Source organism: Streptomyces sp. NPDC048142, assembly GCF_043202835.1.
Taxonomy (GTDB): Bacteria; Actinomycetota; Actinomycetes; order Streptomycetales; family Streptomycetaceae; genus Streptomyces.
Genome location: NZ_JBIDBC010000044.1, coordinates 1 through 16,539, shown reverse-complemented (window position 1 = coordinate 16,539; position 16,539 = coordinate 1). Strand labels below are relative to the sequence as shown.

14 protein-coding genes are annotated in these 16,539 nt (G+C 69.8%); 6 read left to right on the top strand and 8 right to left on the bottom strand.

Going from position 1 to position 16,539, the window contains the following annotated elements; genetic code table 11:
* Nucleotides 1-32: 32 nt before the first annotated feature.
* The 3 genes from ACGF2Y_RS33555 to ACGF2Y_RS33545 all read right to left on the bottom strand — a co-directional run bounded on the left by ACGF2Y_RS33555 (nucleotide 33) and on the right by ACGF2Y_RS33545 (nucleotide 4,307).
* Nucleotides 33-1,841, bottom strand: a complete 1,809-nt coding sequence (locus ACGF2Y_RS33555; protein WP_392955247.1) for an asparagine synthase-related protein — start codon at nucleotides 1,839-1,841, stop codon at nucleotides 33-35.
* A 528-nt stretch (nucleotides 1,842-2,369) separates the two neighbouring features.
* Nucleotides 2,370-3,227: a DUF3558 domain-containing protein gene (locus ACGF2Y_RS33550; protein WP_392955246.1), complete on the bottom strand. Its 858-nt coding sequence runs from the start codon at nucleotides 3,225-3,227 to the stop codon at nucleotides 2,370-2,372.
* 192 nt (nucleotides 3,228-3,419) lie between these two features.
* A complete protein-coding gene (locus ACGF2Y_RS33545; protein ID WP_392955245.1) occupies nucleotides 3,420-4,307 on the bottom strand; it encodes a DUF3558 domain-containing protein in 888 nt (295 codons plus the stop codon).
* Between the two features lie 175 nt (nucleotides 4,308-4,482).
* On the opposite strand from ACGF2Y_RS33545, the gene ACGF2Y_RS33540 reads away from it, so the two are divergent.
* Nucleotides 4,483-5,676 (top strand): RtcB family protein, encoded by a 1,194-nt coding sequence (locus tag ACGF2Y_RS33540; protein WP_392955243.1) that lies wholly within the window; start codon nucleotides 4,483-4,485, stop codon nucleotides 5,674-5,676.
* Between the two features lie 124 nt (nucleotides 5,677-5,800).
* Here ACGF2Y_RS33540 and ACGF2Y_RS33535 read toward each other — a convergent pair whose 3' ends face one another.
* Both ACGF2Y_RS33535 and ACGF2Y_RS33530 read right to left on the bottom strand, forming a co-directional pair.
* Nucleotides 5,801-6,448 carry an HAD family hydrolase gene (locus tag ACGF2Y_RS33535; RefSeq protein WP_392955241.1) on the bottom strand — a complete coding sequence of 216 codons (648 nt, stop codon included), beginning with the start codon at nucleotides 6,446-6,448 and terminating at the stop codon, nucleotides 5,801-5,803.
* Nucleotides 6,449-6,565: 117 nt separating this feature from the next.
* A complete protein-coding gene (locus ACGF2Y_RS33530) occupies nucleotides 6,566-7,306 on the bottom strand; it encodes a GntR family transcriptional regulator (protein WP_392955239.1) in 741 nt (246 codons plus the stop codon).
* 308 nt (nucleotides 7,307-7,614) lie between these two features.
* Here ACGF2Y_RS33530 and ACGF2Y_RS33525 point away from each other — a divergent pair, with 308 nt between their 5' ends.
* The 4 genes from ACGF2Y_RS33525 to ACGF2Y_RS33510 are packed head-to-tail and all read left to right on the top strand — an operon-like array spanning nucleotide 7,615 to nucleotide 11,634.
* Complete coding sequence (locus ACGF2Y_RS33525) at nucleotides 7,615-8,763, top strand: extracellular solute-binding protein (protein WP_392955237.1); 1,149 nt, start codon at nucleotides 7,615-7,617, stop codon at nucleotides 8,761-8,763.
* Nucleotides 8,764-8,765: 2 nt separating this feature from the next.
* Entirely contained in the window at nucleotides 8,766-9,743 is a 978-nt protein-coding gene (locus ACGF2Y_RS33520; RefSeq protein WP_392955235.1) for an ABC transporter permease, read from the top strand.
* Complete coding sequence (locus ACGF2Y_RS33515) at nucleotides 9,731-10,573, top strand: ABC transporter permease (protein ID WP_392955233.1); 843 nt, start codon at nucleotides 9,731-9,733, stop codon at nucleotides 10,571-10,573. Before ACGF2Y_RS33520 ends, ACGF2Y_RS33515 begins: the two co-directional genes overlap by 13 nt.
* Nucleotides 10,570-11,634, top strand: a complete 1,065-nt coding sequence (locus ACGF2Y_RS33510; RefSeq protein ID WP_392955232.1) for an ABC transporter ATP-binding protein — start codon at nucleotides 10,570-10,572, stop codon at nucleotides 11,632-11,634. Before ACGF2Y_RS33515 ends, ACGF2Y_RS33510 begins: the two co-directional genes overlap by 4 nt.
* Before the next feature lie 141 nt (nucleotides 11,635-11,775).
* Here the strand turns inward: ACGF2Y_RS33510 and ACGF2Y_RS33505 are convergent, their stop codons facing one another.
* The gene (locus tag ACGF2Y_RS33505; protein ID WP_392955230.1) at nucleotides 11,776-12,534 is read right to left on the bottom strand and encodes an SDR family NAD(P)-dependent oxidoreductase; all 759 of its coding nucleotides are present in this window, start codon (nucleotides 12,532-12,534) and stop codon (nucleotides 11,776-11,778) included.
* A 230-nt stretch (nucleotides 12,535-12,764) separates the two neighbouring features.
* Here ACGF2Y_RS33505 and ACGF2Y_RS33500 point away from each other — a divergent pair, with 230 nt between their 5' ends.
* Nucleotides 12,765-13,316: a hypothetical protein gene (locus ACGF2Y_RS33500; protein WP_392955228.1), complete on the top strand. Its 552-nt coding sequence runs from the start codon at nucleotides 12,765-12,767 to the stop codon at nucleotides 13,314-13,316.
* A gap of 99 nt (nucleotides 13,317-13,415) precedes the next feature.
* Here ACGF2Y_RS33500 and ACGF2Y_RS33495 read toward each other — a convergent pair whose 3' ends face one another.
* Entirely contained in the window at nucleotides 13,416-14,150 is a 735-nt protein-coding gene (locus tag ACGF2Y_RS33495; RefSeq protein WP_392955226.1) for a Mut7-C RNAse domain-containing protein, read from the bottom strand.
* A gap of 690 nt (nucleotides 14,151-14,840) precedes the next feature.
* Nucleotides 14,841-16,412, bottom strand: a complete 1,572-nt coding sequence (locus tag ACGF2Y_RS33490) for a hypothetical protein (protein ID WP_392955224.1) — start codon at nucleotides 16,410-16,412, stop codon at nucleotides 14,841-14,843.
* Nucleotides 16,413-16,539 lie beyond the last annotated feature (127 nt).

The window sequence follows — 16,539 nt, the reverse complement described above, 5'->3', positions numbered from 1 at the left end:
ATCGCGTCGTCACGTCATCGCGTCGTCACTCGTCACGCGATGGAACGCAGCCAGACCTCACAACTGAGCGTGGAGTTGATGGACCCGTCTGCGAGGTCCGGGGTGCCGGGCCGCGTGCACAGATCCGCGAGATGGGCGGCGTCGATCAGCCCTGCCTTGCCCAGCGCGCTCTCCTGCCACAGCTCGATGAGTTCGGCGCGATGGCGGTAGAGGCCGCCGACCGCGTCGAAGCTGCCCTCGGCCTTGGAGGTGCGGGCCCGGCACGCGTCCGGGAGGATTCCGCGCATCGCCTCCATCAGCAGCGGTTTGTACGCGTAGGGGGTCGCCCGGTCCTCGACGCGGACGGAGAGCGCGGCGTCCACCACGCCTTCGTCGAAGTAGGGCATGGTCAGCGGCACTCCGGCGAGACGGGAGGCATCGCAGGTGGACGCCATGTCCAGCGTGGTGGTGAGGAGGTTGTCCAGCTCCAGGTGCCGGCTGACGACCGGACTACGGGGCTCCGCCTCCGCGACCACGCCGGCGAGTTCCTTCGCCAGCAGTTCCCGGCAGTCCGCCGTGAGCCAGGACGGCACCACGGGTTGGCGTACCCAGTTCAGTCCGGGGGCGCTGAAGCCGAGGTCGCCCGACTTGTCCAGGTCGATGGCGGCCAGTGAGCCGTGGTAGGAACCTCTGTCGGCCAACTGGCGCAGCACGGTGGTCCAGGACCAGCCGTAGAGAATTCCATAGGCGCGAATACGCTGAAGGGAGAGAACAGGGCGACGGGCCAGCAGACTGTAATAGTGCGATCCGGAGCTGAAGAACAGATGATCTCCGCCCTGGCCGCCCATATGCAGCCGGGAGCCGCGTTCTGCCATACGGGACATGAGGATCGTCGCACGTTTCCGGCTGACCGCGATCATTCCCGGGAAATCGGAACGGCACGAGGTGTCGAGCGCACCGGAATAGAAGAGCGGCTGTTCTTCCGAGGGGAGCTGATAATGCTCCACATGAGGCCATGCGGATGCCGCGACCCGCGCCCAGTGGCCGTCCTCATTGATGGATTCGTCACCGCCATTGGTGCAGGCGATGAATTCACCCTCGCCGAGCTGGCCCGCGGCGATCGAGCTGAGCGAAGTGGAGTCGAGGCCGCCGGACAGGTCGGAACTCATCAGCCCACCGCGATGGGTTCGCGCGCCTACCGCGGCGACCAGCGCCTCCCGTACGGCCGCGGCGCCCTCGGCCATCCGCAGCCGGGGCTCGGGCGGCCGGTGCCGGCGTACCGTGCGGACCCGTTCGTCGCCCTCGCCGACCACCATGCGCAGACCGGGCTCCACGGCGTCGATGCCGAGCCACATGGTGCGGCCGTCCAGGTGCCGCGGCACCGGCAGCAGCAGCTTCCAGGCCAGTGCCGACATGTCGGTGGACGCACCGGTGAGTTCGGCCAGGCGCAGCGCCCGGTCCGAGGCGACCACCGTGCCGTCGACGCGGGCGTGGTAGACCCGCCGCGTGCCGTAGGCGGTGCCCTGGACGTGCAGAGCGCCGGCGATGCTGGCGATCACGTGGAAGTCGCCGGGCAGGGCGGACGGCAGGCTGTCGAGAGCGGCAGGGGAGCCGTTCAGCCGGGCGGCCAGGTCCTGGAGTTCGCCTCCGAGCCTTGGAAGGGTGCCGATCAGCGCCACGGAACTGCGTCCGGCGCGGGCCACGGCCAGGTCCTCGTCGTCCCAGGCGCCCAGGACCCAGGGGCGGCCCGAAGGATGGTCGATCGACTTCAGGCCGGGATGGGCGGAACGCAGGCGACGGACCACGGCCGCCGCATCGTCCCGATCAGGAAAGGCCAGGAAGTGTGGCGTGCCGTGATCCATCACAGTTATCTCCTGCTGATCGAGGTCTAGAACCAGCCGGGAGCATTCCAGTCGGCCTGGATGATGACGACCAGGCCGGTCTTGCTGCGGAAGGAGCCCGCAGAATTGAACTCAGGGGTCTCGTAGAAAGCCTTCTTCATCGGTGACACTCCTTTTCTCTGAGCGGATGGAACATGACGAGCACCATCGTGCCGAGCCCTGATGCGCCTCTCAATAGAGGTGACCGGTAGGTGCCAAACGGTGATGTGCGGATCCCGGGGGCGTTACTCGCTGAATCCGGAGTGGCACGAAAGTGTCAGGCGCATGCCGCCGGGTGGGTCGGAAACGTGCGAAACCCGGCCCTCGGGGAGGGCCGGGTTTCGGGAAATCGGTGCGGGAAGAGGGCGTTCGCGTCCTGCCCGCATCGCGGATCTCAGGTCACGTCACGGGTGCGGACGCCCGGGTGGATCGTCAGCGGCTCGGCTACGGATACGTATATGGCTGCTGATACGGCTACGGATGCGGCTATGGCTACGGATGCGGCTTCGGCTACGGCTTCGGCTTGGACTTGGACTTGGGGTCGTCGCTGTCGCTGTCGCTCCCCTTGGCCGTGTCCGTCTTGGGGTCCTTGGCGTCCTCGGAGTCCTCCTCGGCGCCGCCCTTCGCCGGGGGAGTGACCTTGGCGTCGGAGGTGTCGGCGACTGCGGCGACCGCCTCCTTCGCCGCCTTCTGGGCGCCCTTGACGATGTCCGCGGACGAAGGCGTCTTCGCCCCCGCGTAGCCCGCGCCGTTGTACGTCAGGGTGACGACGACATTGCCCGTGCGCGCCACGACGGTGGCGTACACGAAGTCCTCGTCCGTCTTGCTGAGGCCGTAGGTGATGAGGGTGGCCTCCTCGCCGATGCCGGCGGTGGGCTCCGCGGCGATCTTCTCGGCGCCCTCGGTGGCCTTCGTCTTGGTGACCTGCTTCGCGTAGTCGTCGGCGGCGCGCTTGGCGCCGCTGCCCAGCGACTGGTCCGAGTCGAACCGGGTGAAGCCGACGTCCATCCAGCGGTACTGCGAGCCCTTGACGCCCTTGTCGTCCAGGCCGTTCCAGGAACAGCTGCTCCGGGCCGCCAGGTCGTTGGACCGGCCGGCCGTGCCGTTCTTCTTCTTGGCCGACGGCACCAGGTCCTTGACCGTCTTCTTCGTGACCGAGGCGCACGGGTCGGGCAGGTCGGTGAACTTCGCCGCCTCGACGGTGGGCTCCGAGGGCTTGGTGCTGGGGGTGCCGGACGACGAGGAGCCCGCGTTCTTCTTGCCGTCGGAGTCGGAGTCGGAGTCCGACGAGCAGCCGACGGCTACGAGCATCACCGGAACGGCGGCGCAGGCGAGGATGCGGGACAGGCGCGGGGCTGATCGGTGCATGGTTCCTTCACTCGGATGGCACGGAGCTCTCGGTGCTGGAGGTCTCGGGTTCGTGCGGTGTACGGGCGGGCTCGGTAGCGGGTCGGTACGTCTTCCGGACAGCCACGGTACGACGGGCGGCGGCCGTCCCGTGCCGCCGCCGAGCGCCCCCGGCGACCGGAATCCGGCCGGTGGGGGCCCCTCGGGCGGGGGCTATTCGCTGAGCGTCTCGGCCAGCTTCCGGGCCAGTGCCTGGGCCTTCTCCTGGAGTTCCCTGCTGTCGGACGCCTGGGTGGCGAGGGCGGGCTGCTCGGCGTACCGGACGGTCACGACCACGTTCGATGTGCGGAATACCACGCTCACCGTGCGGTGGTGTGCGGTGGAACCTGCCCGAGTGGGCAGATCCTGCAGAAATGCGGCATCTCCGAGGTTGTCGAGGATGCGTGAGGGGAGGGCGGCCTCCGGACTGCCGCTGTTTCCGCTGCTTTCGCCGGTTCCGCCGGTCCGCCCGGAAGGCTCTCCGGAGGGGGACGAGGGGTCCGCCGAGGCCGTGGCGTTCCCCGCCGCGTCCTCCGACTCCCCCTCGCCGGAGCCCTTGTCCTCGTCCCTCTCCTGGCCCTTCTCGCCCGGGGTCCCGGTGTTCTTCTCGGCGTCCGGCCCGGGGGTCGCCGAGGACGACAGGCCGGCGGCCCGCACCTTCTTCGTGTACACCGCGTCGGCGCGGTCGTCGTCGCTGACCGTGGGGTCGTACGAGACGACGCGCTCGAAGTCGATGGAGAGGCGGTGCGTGGCGTCCGGCGCGTCGGACTTCCAGCCGCAGCCGACCTTGCGGTCGGTGTCGTACGTGACGGACGCCGTACCCCGGAACGCCTTCTCCTGCTGGCCATCGGGCAGTTCCGCGGCTCCGGGCAGCAGGTCCTTCAGCGTGCCGCGCGGCACGGCACGGCAGGGGGCGGGCAGGGTCAGGTACTTGCCGCGGGGCGCGGGCGTGACCGTCGGGCTGCCCGCGTCGCCGCCGGCGCCGTTCGCGTTGCTGTCGGCGCCGGCGCTGCAGCCGACGACGAGCGCTGCGAGAAGCGCGACGCCGGGTACGTACGCCATGTGTCGCACCGTCCCAGGCTCCCTTCGGTACGAAATAAAACGGGTTGCCGCTCGGAGGCGGCCGATGGACACAATGTGTATCGCACGCGCCGCTGTGAATGCCGGTCGGCCGACAGGTTTGCCGATCTTGGCACCGGTTTTGCGCTTTCTGTCTTTTCGGGGGAATCGAGGAGTTATGTCGTACGTAGAAGTGCCGGGAGCGAAGGTTCCCATCCGGATGTGGGCGGACCCCGGGTCGGTCGAGGACGTCGCGATGCAGCAGCTGCGCAACGTCTCCACGCTGCCGTGGATCAAGGGTCTCGCCGTCATGCCGGACGTCCACTTCGGCAAGGGGGCGACGGTCGGTTCGGTGATCGCGATGCAGGGCGCGGTGTGCCCGGCCGCGGTGGGGGTGGATATCGGCTGCGGGATGTCCGCCGTCAAGACCTCCCTCACCGCGAACGATCTTCCCGGCGACCTGTCACGGCTGCGCTCCAAGATCGAGCAGGCCATTCCGGTCGGCCGGGGGATGCACGGCGACGCGGTGGACCCGGGGAAGCTGCACGGGTTCTCGACGGCGGGATGGGACGACTTCTGGGGGCGGTTCGGGGGGATCGCCGATGCGGTCAAGTTCCGCCAGGAGCGCGCCACGAAGCAGATGGGAACGCTGGGCTCGGGCAACCACATGATCGAGTTCTGTCTCGACAGTGATGGTGCGGTGTGGCTGATGCTGCACTCGGGCTCCCGCAACATCGGCAAGGAACTCGCCGAGCACCACATCGGTATCGCGCAGAAGCTTCCGCACAATCAGAGCCTCGTCGACCGGGACCTGGCCGTCTTCATCTCGGAGACCCCGCAGATGGCCGCCTACCGGAACGACCTGTACTGGGCGCAGGAGTACGCCAAGTACAACCGCGCGATCATGATGGCGCTCTTCAAGGACGTGGTCCGCAAGGAGTTCAAGAAGGCGAAGCCGGTCTTCGAGCAGGAGATCTCCTGCCACCACAACTACGTGGCGGAGGAACGCTACGACGGGGCGGACCTGCTGGTCACGCGCAAGGGAGCGATCCGCGCCGGCTCCGGCGAGTTCGGGATCATCCCCGGCTCGATGGGCACCAGCTCGTACATCGTGAAGGGCCTGGGCAACGAGAAGGCGTTCAACTCGGCCTCCCACGGAGCCGGCCGCCGGATGAGCCGGAACGCGGCCAAGCGCCGCTTCACGGTGCGTGACCTGGAGGAGCAGACGCGCGGTGTGGAGTGCCGCAAGGACTCCGGAGTCCTGGACGAGATCCCGGCCGCGTACAAGCCGATCGAGCAGGTCATGGAGCAGCAGCGGGACCTGGTCGAGGTCGTCGCGAAGCTCAAGCAGGTCATCTGCGTCAAGGGCTGACGGACCACCTGCGTCAAGGGCTGACGGGCCATCCGCGTCGGACTGACAGATCCCCTGAGTCAAGGGCTGAGGTGAGGGGCGTCGCCGCCGATGGCGGCACCCCTCACCGGCCGGCGAGGAGGCCCTACGCCGCCTCCGCCAGGTCCGCCTCCGTCAGGGAGGTGACCAGGACCGTGCGCGGTCCCGGCTCGATGCCGGGCACCGACGGGACGGCGAGCAGGCGGCACCCCGCGGCCAGTGCGGCGGCGGCGCCCGTGGGGGTGTCCTCGACGGCCAGGCAGTCCTGCGGAGCCACCCCGAGCGCGGCCGCGGCGGCCAGGTACGGGTCGGGGTGCGGCTTCCCGCGTGCCGTCTCGCCCGAGGTGACCGACGTGTCGAACCGGTGCCGGCCCAGGGTGTCCAGCACCAGGTCGGCCACATGCCGTTCGGACGCGGTCACCAGGGCGGTCGGCACCCCCAGCGCGCGCGCCCGGTCCAGGAGCCGGAGGGCGCCCGGCTGGATGCTCACCCCGGCCGCCACCCGTGCGGTGAACTCCCGGTCGAGGCGGGCGGTCGCCTCCGCCTCCGTCAGGGCGGTGAGACCGGCGCGTACGAGACGACCGGCCGCGTCGGCCACCGCGGCGCCCGCGAACGGGGCGAGCGTGTCCGCATCGGCCGGGGAGCCCTGCGTCCGCAGAAACCCGGCGACGGTGTCCAGCCAGGCGTGCTCGGTGTCGACGAGGGTGCCGTCCATGTCGCACAGCAGGGCGGCGGGGCGGGGAAGCGGGGGCATACGGGGCTCGCTGTTCCTGGGATGGACCGGGATGGACTTGGGATGGACTACCGGGGGAAATTCCCTGCTGGTCAGGGGCTGGTCAGGGGCGGATCAGGGGCGGTGCGCGGCCGGGTGTCAGTCGGCGGCGGTGCGGACCAGCGAATTGGCCTGAACCGAATTGCGTACGGTGAAGACGACCGAACCGGGCCGGTAACGGTCGTCCGAGGTCTCCACCGGGCGGCCCTCGGACGTGGTCGTGGTGCGGCGCACCCGCAGCAGCGGGGAGCCGCGCCGGACGCCCAGCTCCTGGGCGTCCGTGGTGCCCGCGGCGACCGCGTCCAGGTGGTGCTCGCCGTGGCTCATGAGCACGCCGGCCTCGTCGTACAGGCACTGGGTGACCGACTCGCAGTCGTCCGGCAGCCGCTCGACGGCCGCCGCGGCCCACCCGGCGTACACCGTGCGTTCCAGGAGCGCCGGCTCGCCGTCCAGGGTGCGCACCCGCAGGACGTGCAGGACCGGTTCGCCGGGCGCGAGCTGGAGCTGGGCGGCCTGTGCCTCGGTCGCCTTCGCCCGGCGTGAGCGGAGCACCAGGCCGCCGGGGGCGCGGTCACCGGCCCTGGCCCACTCGGCGAAGCTGCGCAGCTCGGTGAAGCTCTGGCTGGGCGTGGTGGACAGGACCGTCCGGCGGGCGCCCTGCCGGGAGCCGATCAGGCCCTCCGACTGGAGCGTGCCGAAGGCCTGCCGGAGGGTGCCCCGGGACACGCCGTGGGCCAGGGCCAGCTGGGATTCGGACGGCAGCTCGGAGCCCACGGGGTGGGTGCCTTCGGCGATGGCGCGGCGCAGCTCGTCGGCGATCTGCTGGTGCCGTCGGGTCACGTCTCTCCTTGGGGCTTTCGGGCTGCCGGGATTCTTTTGCGCGTGGTGCGCACGCGGGACGATCATGTCATCCGCACGTTGCGCGGCGCATCCTTCTGCTGCGCGCAATCGGTGTTCCCCTCGAAGTGCGAACCCTGCGTCTAACCGCTTTGGGGGTAGGTAAACCTACGTCTTCATAACGCTTCTGACCTGCAGTTTTTACCTCCGCAAAGCTTTACCTGCCGGTCTCCTGGCTGCTAGCTTCGGCTGGCTTACTGACGATGGCTTGTCCATACAGGTGGCTCGCCGCAGACCCAGGAGTACGCATCGTGAAGGCACATCATCCCCGCCGCGTTCTGACCGCCGCGGCCCTCGCCGGCCTCACCGCTCTGGTGGCCACCGGCTGTGGCTCCGCACCCGACAACGACGGTGCGAAGAACAGCAAGGCCGCGAAGGCGGAATCGGCCGCGGACCTCGGCGGTATGGAGAAGCTCGTCGCGGCGGCGGAGAAGGAGGGCAAGCTCAACGTCTACGCCCTCGCCCCGGACTGGGCCAACTACGGCGAGATGATCGCGGCCTTCGAGAAGAAGTACGACATCGAGGTCAACAACGAGGACCCGGGCGGCAGCAGCCAGGGCGCGCTGAACGCCGCGGCCAAGCGCAAGGGCCAGAGCCGGGCCGTCGACGCGCTGGACCTCGGCACCTCGTACATGCAGGAGGCCAAGAACCAGGACCTCCTCGCGCCGTACAAGGTCGAGGGCTGGGACGACATCCCGGAGTCCCAGAAGCAGCCGGACGCCTCCTTCATGAACAACTACGGCGGCTACATCTCCATCGGCTGTGACGCCAAGGCCGTGAAGAACTGCCCCGAGACGTTCAAGGACCTGCTCAAGCCCGAGTACCGGAACAAGGTCGCGCTCAACGGCGACCCGACCGAGTCCGGGTCCGCGCTGGCCACCGTCATCGCCGCCTCGCTGGCCAACGGCGGCTCGCTGGACGACGCCCAGCCGGGTCTGGACTTCTTCCAGGAGCTGAAGAAGAAGGGCAACTTCGTCCCCGCGTTGTCCACGCTCGCCACCATCCAGCAGGGCGAGACGCCGATCTCGATCGACTGGGACTACCTCAACCTGGGCTACGGCAAGAAGCTTGAGGCCAAGGGCATCGACTGGCAGGTCTCGGTGCCCTCCGACGGCCTGTACTCGCGCTACTACAACCAGGGCGTCAACAAGTACGCCCCGCACCCGGCCGCCGCCCGCCTGTGGCTGGAGTTCATCTACAGCCCCGAGGGCCAGAACATCTGGCTCAAGGGCTTCTCCCGCCCGGCACTCCTGGACGCGATGAAGAAGGACGGCACCGCCAACAAGGCCGCCCTCGCCGAGATCCCCGAGGTCCACGGCACTCCCAAGGAGCCGACCGCGGACCAGGAGGCGAAGGCCAAGGAGACGGTCGTCCAGGGCTGGGGCAAGGCGGTCAGCTAAGCATGCCCGACAAGACCGCACCTTCCCCCGCGGGCAGCGGAGCCGCCACCCTGGCGGACTCCGCGCCCGCGGCGGGCCCGGCCGCCGCCCACGCCCGTCCCTCACCCCCGGTACGGAACGGCGGCGCCCGGCGCCGCGGCGCCGGGCGGCACCGCTGGCCCGTCGTCGTTCCCTTCTTCGCGTTTCTCGCGGTGTGCTTCGGGCTGCCCGCCGGGACCATGGTGTACGGGGCGTTCACCGTCGTCGACACGGCGAGCGGCGCCAGCCACTTCTCGACACAGAACGTCAGCGGGTCGCTGTCCGGGGCGTACGCGACCGGACTGACCGGGAGCGTCGAACTCTCGCTCGTGACCGCGCTGCTGGCGACCGTCATCGGCACACTGATCGCCCAGGCCGTCGTCAGTTCCCCGCGGCCGGCCCTGCGGGGCGTCGTCGTCTCGGCCAGCGGGGTGCTCGCCAACTTCTCCGGCGCGCCCCTCGCCTTCGCCTTCATCGCGACGCTCGGCACCACCGGCACGGTCACCCAGCTGTTCCACCTGGACCGGACGGGCTTCAGCCTCTACAGCTTCACCGGCCTGGTGCTCGCCTACCTCTACTTCATGATCCCGTTGATGGTGGTGACCGTCCTGCCCGCCCTCGACGGCCTGCGCTCCCAGTGGCAGGAGGCCGCCGCGTCCTGCGGCGCGACCCGCGGGCAGTACTGGCGGCACGTCGGCATCCCGGTGCTGACCCCCTCGCTGCTCGGCGGTGCGGTGCTGATGTTCGGCACCGCGTTCGCCTCGCACGCCACCGCCGCCGTGATGGTCGGCTCGTCGCAGCCGCTGATCACCATCCAGATCGCCAACGCCCTCAACGGCAACGTCCTGGTGGGCCAGGAGAACCTCGCCCTCGCCATGAGCCTCAACATGGTCGTGATCGCGCTGCTCGTGATGGCCGTACAGATACCGCTGCAGCGCAGGAGTGCCCGATGGCTCGGATGAAGTTCACCTCGCGAGGCGTCGTCCTGCCGCTCGCCGCGCTGTATTTCCTGGTCCCCATCGGCGCCTCGATCTGGTTCAGCGTCAACGAGGTCGAGGGCATCAGCTTCGACGCGTACACCAAGGGACTCGGCGCCGAGGGGCTGACCACCAGCCTGATGCTCTCGGTGCGCCTGGGCCTGGCCACCATCGTCTGCGGACTGCTCCTGATGGTGCCGACCCTGGTCGCGATCTCGCTCTATCTGCCCAGGCTGCGCCGGATCGTCGAGGTCCTGTGCATGATGCCGCTGGTCGTCCCGCCGATCGCGCTGGTCGCGGGCGTCACCACGGTGCTGTCCTGGGAACAGGACCTGGCCGACACGCCCCTGTACATGACCTTCCAGGTCCTGCGGGACGAGGACTTCCCGCTGATCCTCGTGCTCGTCTACACGGTCATGTCCCTGCCGTTCCTGTACCGCTCGCTGGACGCCGGGCTGCGCGCCGTCGACCTGCGCACCCTCGTCGAGGCCGCCCGCAGCCTGGGCGCCTCGCGCCTCCAGACGCTGTGGCAGGTCGTCGTGCCGAACCTGCGGACCGCCGTGGTGGGCGGCGCCGTGCTCAGCCTGGCCATGGTGCTCGGCGAGTACACCGTCGCCTCCGTGCTCTCCTACCGCCCCTTCTCCGTGTGGATGGTGGAGATCAAGGACTCCGAGGCCCAGCTGTCGGTCGCCGCCGCGATGCTGAGCCTGCTGATCACCTGGGGGCTGCTGCTCCTGCTCACCACCCTGGCCGGTGGCCGGAGCCGCCGTCGTGCGAACTCCGGCCGCGAGAACCGAAAGAAGACCGTGTCATGACCGTCCCCGTGCAACTCAAGCAACTGCGCCGGAAGTTCGGCTCCACAGTCGCTCTCGACGGACTCGATCTGGACATCGCCCCCGGCGAGATGGTCGCCCTGCTCGGGCCGTCCGGCTGCGGCAAGACGACCGCGCTGCGGATCATCGCGGGCTTCGAGAGCGCCGACGGCGGCGAGCTGCTGATGGACGGCCAGGACGTCACCTCGGTCCCGGCCCACCGCCGTGACATCGGCATGGTCTTCCAGTCGTACAGTCTGTTCCCGAACATGACGGCCGCCGAGAACGTCGCGTACGGCCTGCGGGTACGGGGCCGGGCGAACGCCGAGCGCAAGGAGCGGGCCCAGGAACTCCTGGACCTGGTCGGCCTGCCCGGCCGTGAGGGCCACTACCCGCACCAGCTGTCCGGCGGCCAGCAGCAGCGCGTCGCGCTCGCCCGCGCGCTGGCCATCCGGCCCAGGGTGCTGCTCCTCGACGAGCCGCTGTCCGCGCTGGACGCCAAGGTGAGGCTCACTCTGCGCGAGGAGATCCGGCGCATCCAGCTGGATCTCGGCATCACCACCGTCTTCGTCACCCATGACCAGGAGGAGGCGCTGTCCATGGCGGACCGCGTCGCCGTGATGAAGGACGGGCAGCTCGAACAGTGCGCCGTGCCCGGCGAGTTGTACGACCGCCCGGCCACGCCCTTCGTCGCTGAGTTCGTCGGCACCATGAACCGGCTGCCGGGCACCGTCCGGGACGGCGGGGTCGTCGAGCTGTTCGGGCGGCGGCTGCCCATCCACGGCGCGACCCCCGCGGCCGGTGCCGAGGTCGACGTACTGCTGCGCCCCGAGAGCCTGGCGATCGGCGCCGCCGACGGCGGGACGGGCGCCCCCGCGACCGTACGGGTGGCGACCTTCCTCGGCCCCACCACCCGGCTGCACCTCACCACGGACTCCGGAGCCGTGTGCAAGGCCGACCTGCCCAGCTGGGAGGCGACGGCGCTGGTACCGGGAGCACGCTGCACGATCACCCCGCACGACAACCCCGTCCTCGTCGCGGAGCGCGCCGGCGCCCCGGCCTGAAGAACTCCTGCGACGACGTTCACGGACGTCTGACACCGATGTGCGAAACGTCTGCTGACGCCGATGTGCGGAACGTCTGCTGACGCCGACGTGCGGAACCTCTGACGCCGGGGACCGGAACACCGGTCCCCGGCACCCTGCTCACAGCGTCCGGTGGACCTTCGTGTTGGAGGCCTGGGCGCGGGGGCGGACCACCAGGAGGTCGATGTTGACGTGGCTGGGGCGCGTGACGGCCCAGCCGATCGTGTCGGCCACGTCCTCGGCGGTCAGGGGGGCGTCGACGCCCGCGTAGACCTTGGCCGCCTTCTCGGTGTCGCCGCGGAAGCGGGTGGTGGCGAACTCCTCGGTCCTGACCATGCCGGGGGCCACCTCGATGACGCGGACCGGGGTGCCGACGATCTCCAGCCGCAGGGTCTCGGCGAGGACGTGCTCGCCGTGCTTGGCCGCCACGTAACCGCCGCCGCCCTCGTACGCGGACAGCGCCGCGGTCGAGGAGAGGATCACGATCGTGCCGTCGCCGCTCGCGGTGAGGGCGGGCAGCAGGGCCTGGGTGACGTTGAGGGTGCCGATCACGTTCGTCTCGTACATCTGGCGCCAGTCGGCGGGGTCGCCGGTCGCGACCGGGTCGGCCCCGAGCGCCCCGCCCGCGTTGTTGACGAGGACGGCGAGGGAGCGGAACGCGGTGGCGAACTCGTCGACCGCCGCACGGTCGGTGACGTCCAGGGGGTAGGCCGTCGCCTGGTGACCGGCCTCGGTGAGTTCGGCGGCGAGCGCCTCGACGCGGTCCTTGCGGCGGGCGGTCAGCACGACCCGGAAGCCGGCGGCGGCCAGCGTACGGGCGGTCGCGGCGCCGATGCCGCTGCTCGCGCCGGTGACGACGGCGATGGGGGTGGCGGCCATGGCGATCTCCTCGGACAGCTGATCGGGTACGGGGAAAGAATAGGCAGGCGTGGTGGGCGCCCTGTTGCGCGGGCGGCCGCAGGCCCGTGAGGGGTGGTCGTGGGCGCGCATGCCGGTGCGGGGGGTGGCTGCCTGCCTTGCGGGGCGGGCCGTGGGCTGTGCGGGTGGGGGAGAGCGCGTCAGGACGGTATGTTCATCGGACTAATCGGTGTGATCGGTATGTTCCGGGCATGTTGATGCTGAGCAGAAGACTGTTGATGCCGCTGTCCGTCGCCGTGGCCGTGGCCGCGGCGACGACCGTGCCGGCCGCGACCGCGGTGCCGGTGGCCGATGCCGACCCCGTCTCCTTCGCGGCCGCCGCCCCCGCCGCCCCCGCTGTCCCTGCTGTCCCCGCCGCACCGGAGGCGGACGTCTCCCATCACGGGCACGTCTCCCTCTGGAGCGACCGGCTGGAGATCCGGCTCCGGACCGCGAACCGGGGGCCCACCGACGTACCCGCGTCGACGGTGCGGCTGCGGTTCTCCGAGCCGCTGTCCGTACGGCAGCAGCTTCCTCCGGGCTGCCTGTGGGGCGGCAGGGCGGCGGTGCTGTGCGAGACGGGCGCCCTGACCGCCGCCGGGCAGGCCCGGCGGACCGCGCTGGACCTGCGGCTGGCGGACCGCCCGGCCGAGGTGGTCGTGCGGGTCGACACAGTGTGGAGCGGCGGGACGCGCGACGCGGACTCGGGGAACGACGCGCACACGGTGCTGGCGCCCGCGACCGGGGACCCGTACGCCTTCTGACGCCTACGCCTACGGAGTCGCAGGCCTTCGGAGTCTTACGCCCACCGGGTCGGGCGCCGGGCGCCGGGTGCGGGGCGCGCGGAAGCGGGGACTCCGGGATTACGCCGCCGCGCCCCCGAATTCGCGGACCGCCTCGGACACGATCGTCTCCAGGTGGCCGTGATGGGCGCCGCGCCAGTACACCCGGGAGCACTCCGTGCACTGGGCGAACACGTCGTACGCCTGTTGCGTGCCGTGCTCCAGCAATCCGCTCACGGAGTCCTTCGCGGCCCCGGTCAGGGTGCCGTTGCACGCGGTGCAGCGGGTCCACGGGGCCAGGGCCGGAGCGAAGCGGCCGAGGACGTCGCGGAGCTGCTCCTTGGGGCGGTCGCTGTAGACGTACGCCCCCGCCCAGATCTCGCGGCGGCGCAGCAGCCCGCGATCCCGGGAGAGCAGGACACGCCGCTCCCGCGCCGAGAGGGTGGCCAGGGCGGGGTCGCCGATGTCCTCGCTCTCGTACGCGGCGTCCACGCCCAGCAGCCGCAACCGGCGGGCCAGCGTGCCGAGATGGACGTCGAGAAGGAAACGCAGGGGTGCGCCGGGGACCTGCTGGGGGCGTTCCACGGCGCGCACGTCGACGTGTTCGCCGGGACCGGGCACATGCGAGCGGGCCACCGGTGCGCCGTTCACCAGCAGCGTTCCGGCCTCGGTGAGCGGGACGCCCAGGGACTCGATGACATGGCCGAGGGTCGAGGAGCCGTCCGTGACGAGGGGCGTGGGCCCGCCACGGCGGTCATGCGGGACGAAGAGCCGCAGCTCAGGGGCTACTTCGAGGGTGATCTCGGGTCCGTTCACCCGGTCAGGATGCCACCGGGGCGGGACGGCCTGCCAGGGATTCGACGGGGATTCGACGGGGTCCGGCAGGGATGCGCCGGAGTTCGGCGGGGTTCGGCGGGGCGTGCCCCGCCGCCTCCGCGACGGCCGACGCATGGCGGTGCGGGCACGGCATCAGCCCGGCGGGCACCGCCGCGCCGGATGTGGACGAGATCCATCACATCGTGGGGACCGGACGGACGGGAGCGGTCCGTGCTCGCCGACGTCCGCCCCGCACGCGGCGATCCGCTCTGATCCACTCCGAATCGCCCTGAGCCGCCCTGAGCCGCCCTGAGCCGCCCTGAGCCGCCCTGAGCCGCCCTGAGCCGCTCTGATCCGAGCAGATCCGAAGACCTGCCCCGGACTCATGAACTCCGGGGTCAGGGCCACACCAGGCAGTACGTCTGGTGCCCCGCGTCGTGCAGCCGGTGGGAGAAGTCCTGCCACTCGTGGAGCGATTGGGTGCGGGAGGGCACTGACCTGGGATTTCCCCTGGGAATGTGCGTTGACCTGGGAAAACTCCTCTCGGTAGTTCTCACGGATCAACGCCGTTTCCCAGGCTCATGTGCCCTGGATGTGCCCTGGGTGCTCACTTTCTACCGACCTCTTTTGCCTGGAACGGGTCGGTGCGAGATCAGCGCCTGGGGTGGCTGACGTTCTGCTTGTCGCGCCTCACGGCTGCTCCGGGCAGCGGCTCTGACCGTCGCTCACTGCGTATGTCGAGACCTCTGCCGAGCGCACCGACATTACGGGATCGGGTCCGCCATGTTCCCGGACGCGCACCGGGTCCCACAGGTAGAGGACATCGCCATCCGTGCTGAAAGTGAGCAGCGGACGATCGGTCGGGAGTGGTCCGTTGTGCACGGAGAGCTTGCCTTTGAGCGGCTGTACGCAGATCCGCACTCCCTGGATGCCGAAGTAGGAATCCGGTGCAGTCGCGTTCACTACGTCACGGGCCGCGCGGTGGGCCGCATCGGAGGTCCGGCTCATGAACGCAAGTCCTCCAGTGACGACGAGCACGACTGCGGCAACAGTGGACAGGACGCTCACCATGCTCTTCTCCCAGGTCCAGTGGAAATGGCGAGCCCAGCCGTAGAGAGCCAGAGGCGGCAGGAGTAGCCCCAAGCAGCCGAGAGTGGGGAGCAGTGCAGCTGCACTGGTCCAATAGACGGGCGTGGAGACCGAGTCGGCGGGGATTCCGAAAGCGTCCTCCACGTACAGGAACTGCAAGAACGAGCCGACGAACGGCAGGACCCACGGCAGGGGCAGGACGAGCACGGTAAGCAGGCCGACGGCGTGCCTGCTGATCCAGGTCTGGCGAACGGCAAACCAGCAGCCTCGGGGTACAGACCACAGCAGAGCCAGACAGGCGAACGTAAGCAGAACGCTTCTGATCTGCGCGGCGGCGCCGTAGGGGTTCTGTTGGTGCCACATGTATCCGGGCATTGTGCTGCTGGCGAGGATCAAGGTCCCGGCCGCCCAGCGCAAGGGCCAGGGGCGACGCTGATTACTCGTGTACCAGTTGCCGACGAACCATGCGGCGACGGCGAGCGGCGCGAACATAGCCAGCTGGCCGAGCAAAGAACGGTCGTACGCGAGCCAGCCGTAGAACATGAGTAGGAATGCCAGGGCAAGGCGGAGCGTTTTCCCTCGACGGCCGTGCCACCAGGGATTTTCGTCCTCATCCGTCTCATTGGCCTTGGGCCCCACGCTTTTGCGCACGCCGTGGCGCGACTCATCAAACTCGAAGCCTCCGAGCCGCTGTCGCCCAAGTAGCTCGCGGACCTCCGGTTCATCGACGGACGGGGCAACACCGATGGTGCGCTGCTCGTCGGCGAGGCCCGACTGGGTACGCAGCGAGGACAACCAGCCGAGGCCCCGCCTGTTTCGCCAGCTGGAGGACTCCCGAAAGACGCGCCAAGTCACTATCGGCTCAGACGCCTCGGCACGGACGAGAGACCCTCCCACGATGGTTACGGATACGTGCTTTCCCACAACCTCCAGCAGACGCTGGCGGGCACCGGTTTCAGCGCCCTTGCGCGAGCCGGGGAGCCGCACTTCTACGACGTAAGCAGCTTGGTCGTCCGGCCGTCCGGGATCTTCCTGCTCACCGGCCGGTCGGATAGCCCAACCTTGTCGCTCGCACAACCCTTTGGCGAGCAACTGATCGCGCCCACGCTTCGGAGCCCGAAAGACCAGATCTACCCGCTCGTCGAACCCCGCGGTCGGCAGAGGGACTTCCACTTCGTCGACAGCTGCGCTGATCGGAGGCCCGCTGAGCTGCCCCGAGTTTCGTAGAGTCCGATCTTGATGGTTCAGGCGGACTGCGGGACTTGCTCCTGGCTCTGCCAGAAGGCTTCCTCGTACTCGG

Coding starts and splice junctions, on each gene's coding strand:
- ACGF2Y_RS33555 (WP_392955247.1), bottom strand. CDS start 1,841: ATGGATCACGGCACGCCACACTTCCTGGCCTTTCCTGATCGGGACGAT.
- ACGF2Y_RS33550 (WP_392955246.1), bottom strand. CDS start 3,227: ATGCACCGATCAGCCCCGCGCCTGTCCCGCATCCTCGCCTGCGCCGCC.
- ACGF2Y_RS33545 (WP_392955245.1), bottom strand. CDS start 4,307: ATGGCGTACGTACCCGGCGTCGCGCTTCTCGCAGCGCTCGTCGTCGGC.
- ACGF2Y_RS33540 (WP_392955243.1), top strand. CDS start 4,483: ATGTCGTACGTAGAAGTGCCGGGAGCGAAGGTTCCCATCCGGATGTGG.
- ACGF2Y_RS33535 (WP_392955241.1), bottom strand. CDS start 6,448: ATGCCCCCGCTTCCCCGCCCCGCCGCCCTGCTGTGCGACATGGACGGC.
- ACGF2Y_RS33520 (WP_392955235.1), top strand. CDS start 8,766: ATGCCCGACAAGACCGCACCTTCCCCCGCGGGCAGCGGAGCCGCCACC.
- ACGF2Y_RS33515 (WP_392955233.1), top strand. CDS start 9,731: ATGGCTCGGATGAAGTTCACCTCGCGAGGCGTCGTCCTGCCGCTCGCC.
- ACGF2Y_RS33510 (WP_392955232.1), top strand. CDS start 10,570: ATGACCGTCCCCGTGCAACTCAAGCAACTGCGCCGGAAGTTCGGCTCC.
- ACGF2Y_RS33505 (WP_392955230.1), bottom strand. CDS start 12,534: ATGGCCGCCACCCCCATCGCCGTCGTCACCGGCGCGAGCAGCGGCATC.
- ACGF2Y_RS33500 (WP_392955228.1), top strand. CDS start 12,765: ATGTTGATGCTGAGCAGAAGACTGTTGATGCCGCTGTCCGTCGCCGTG.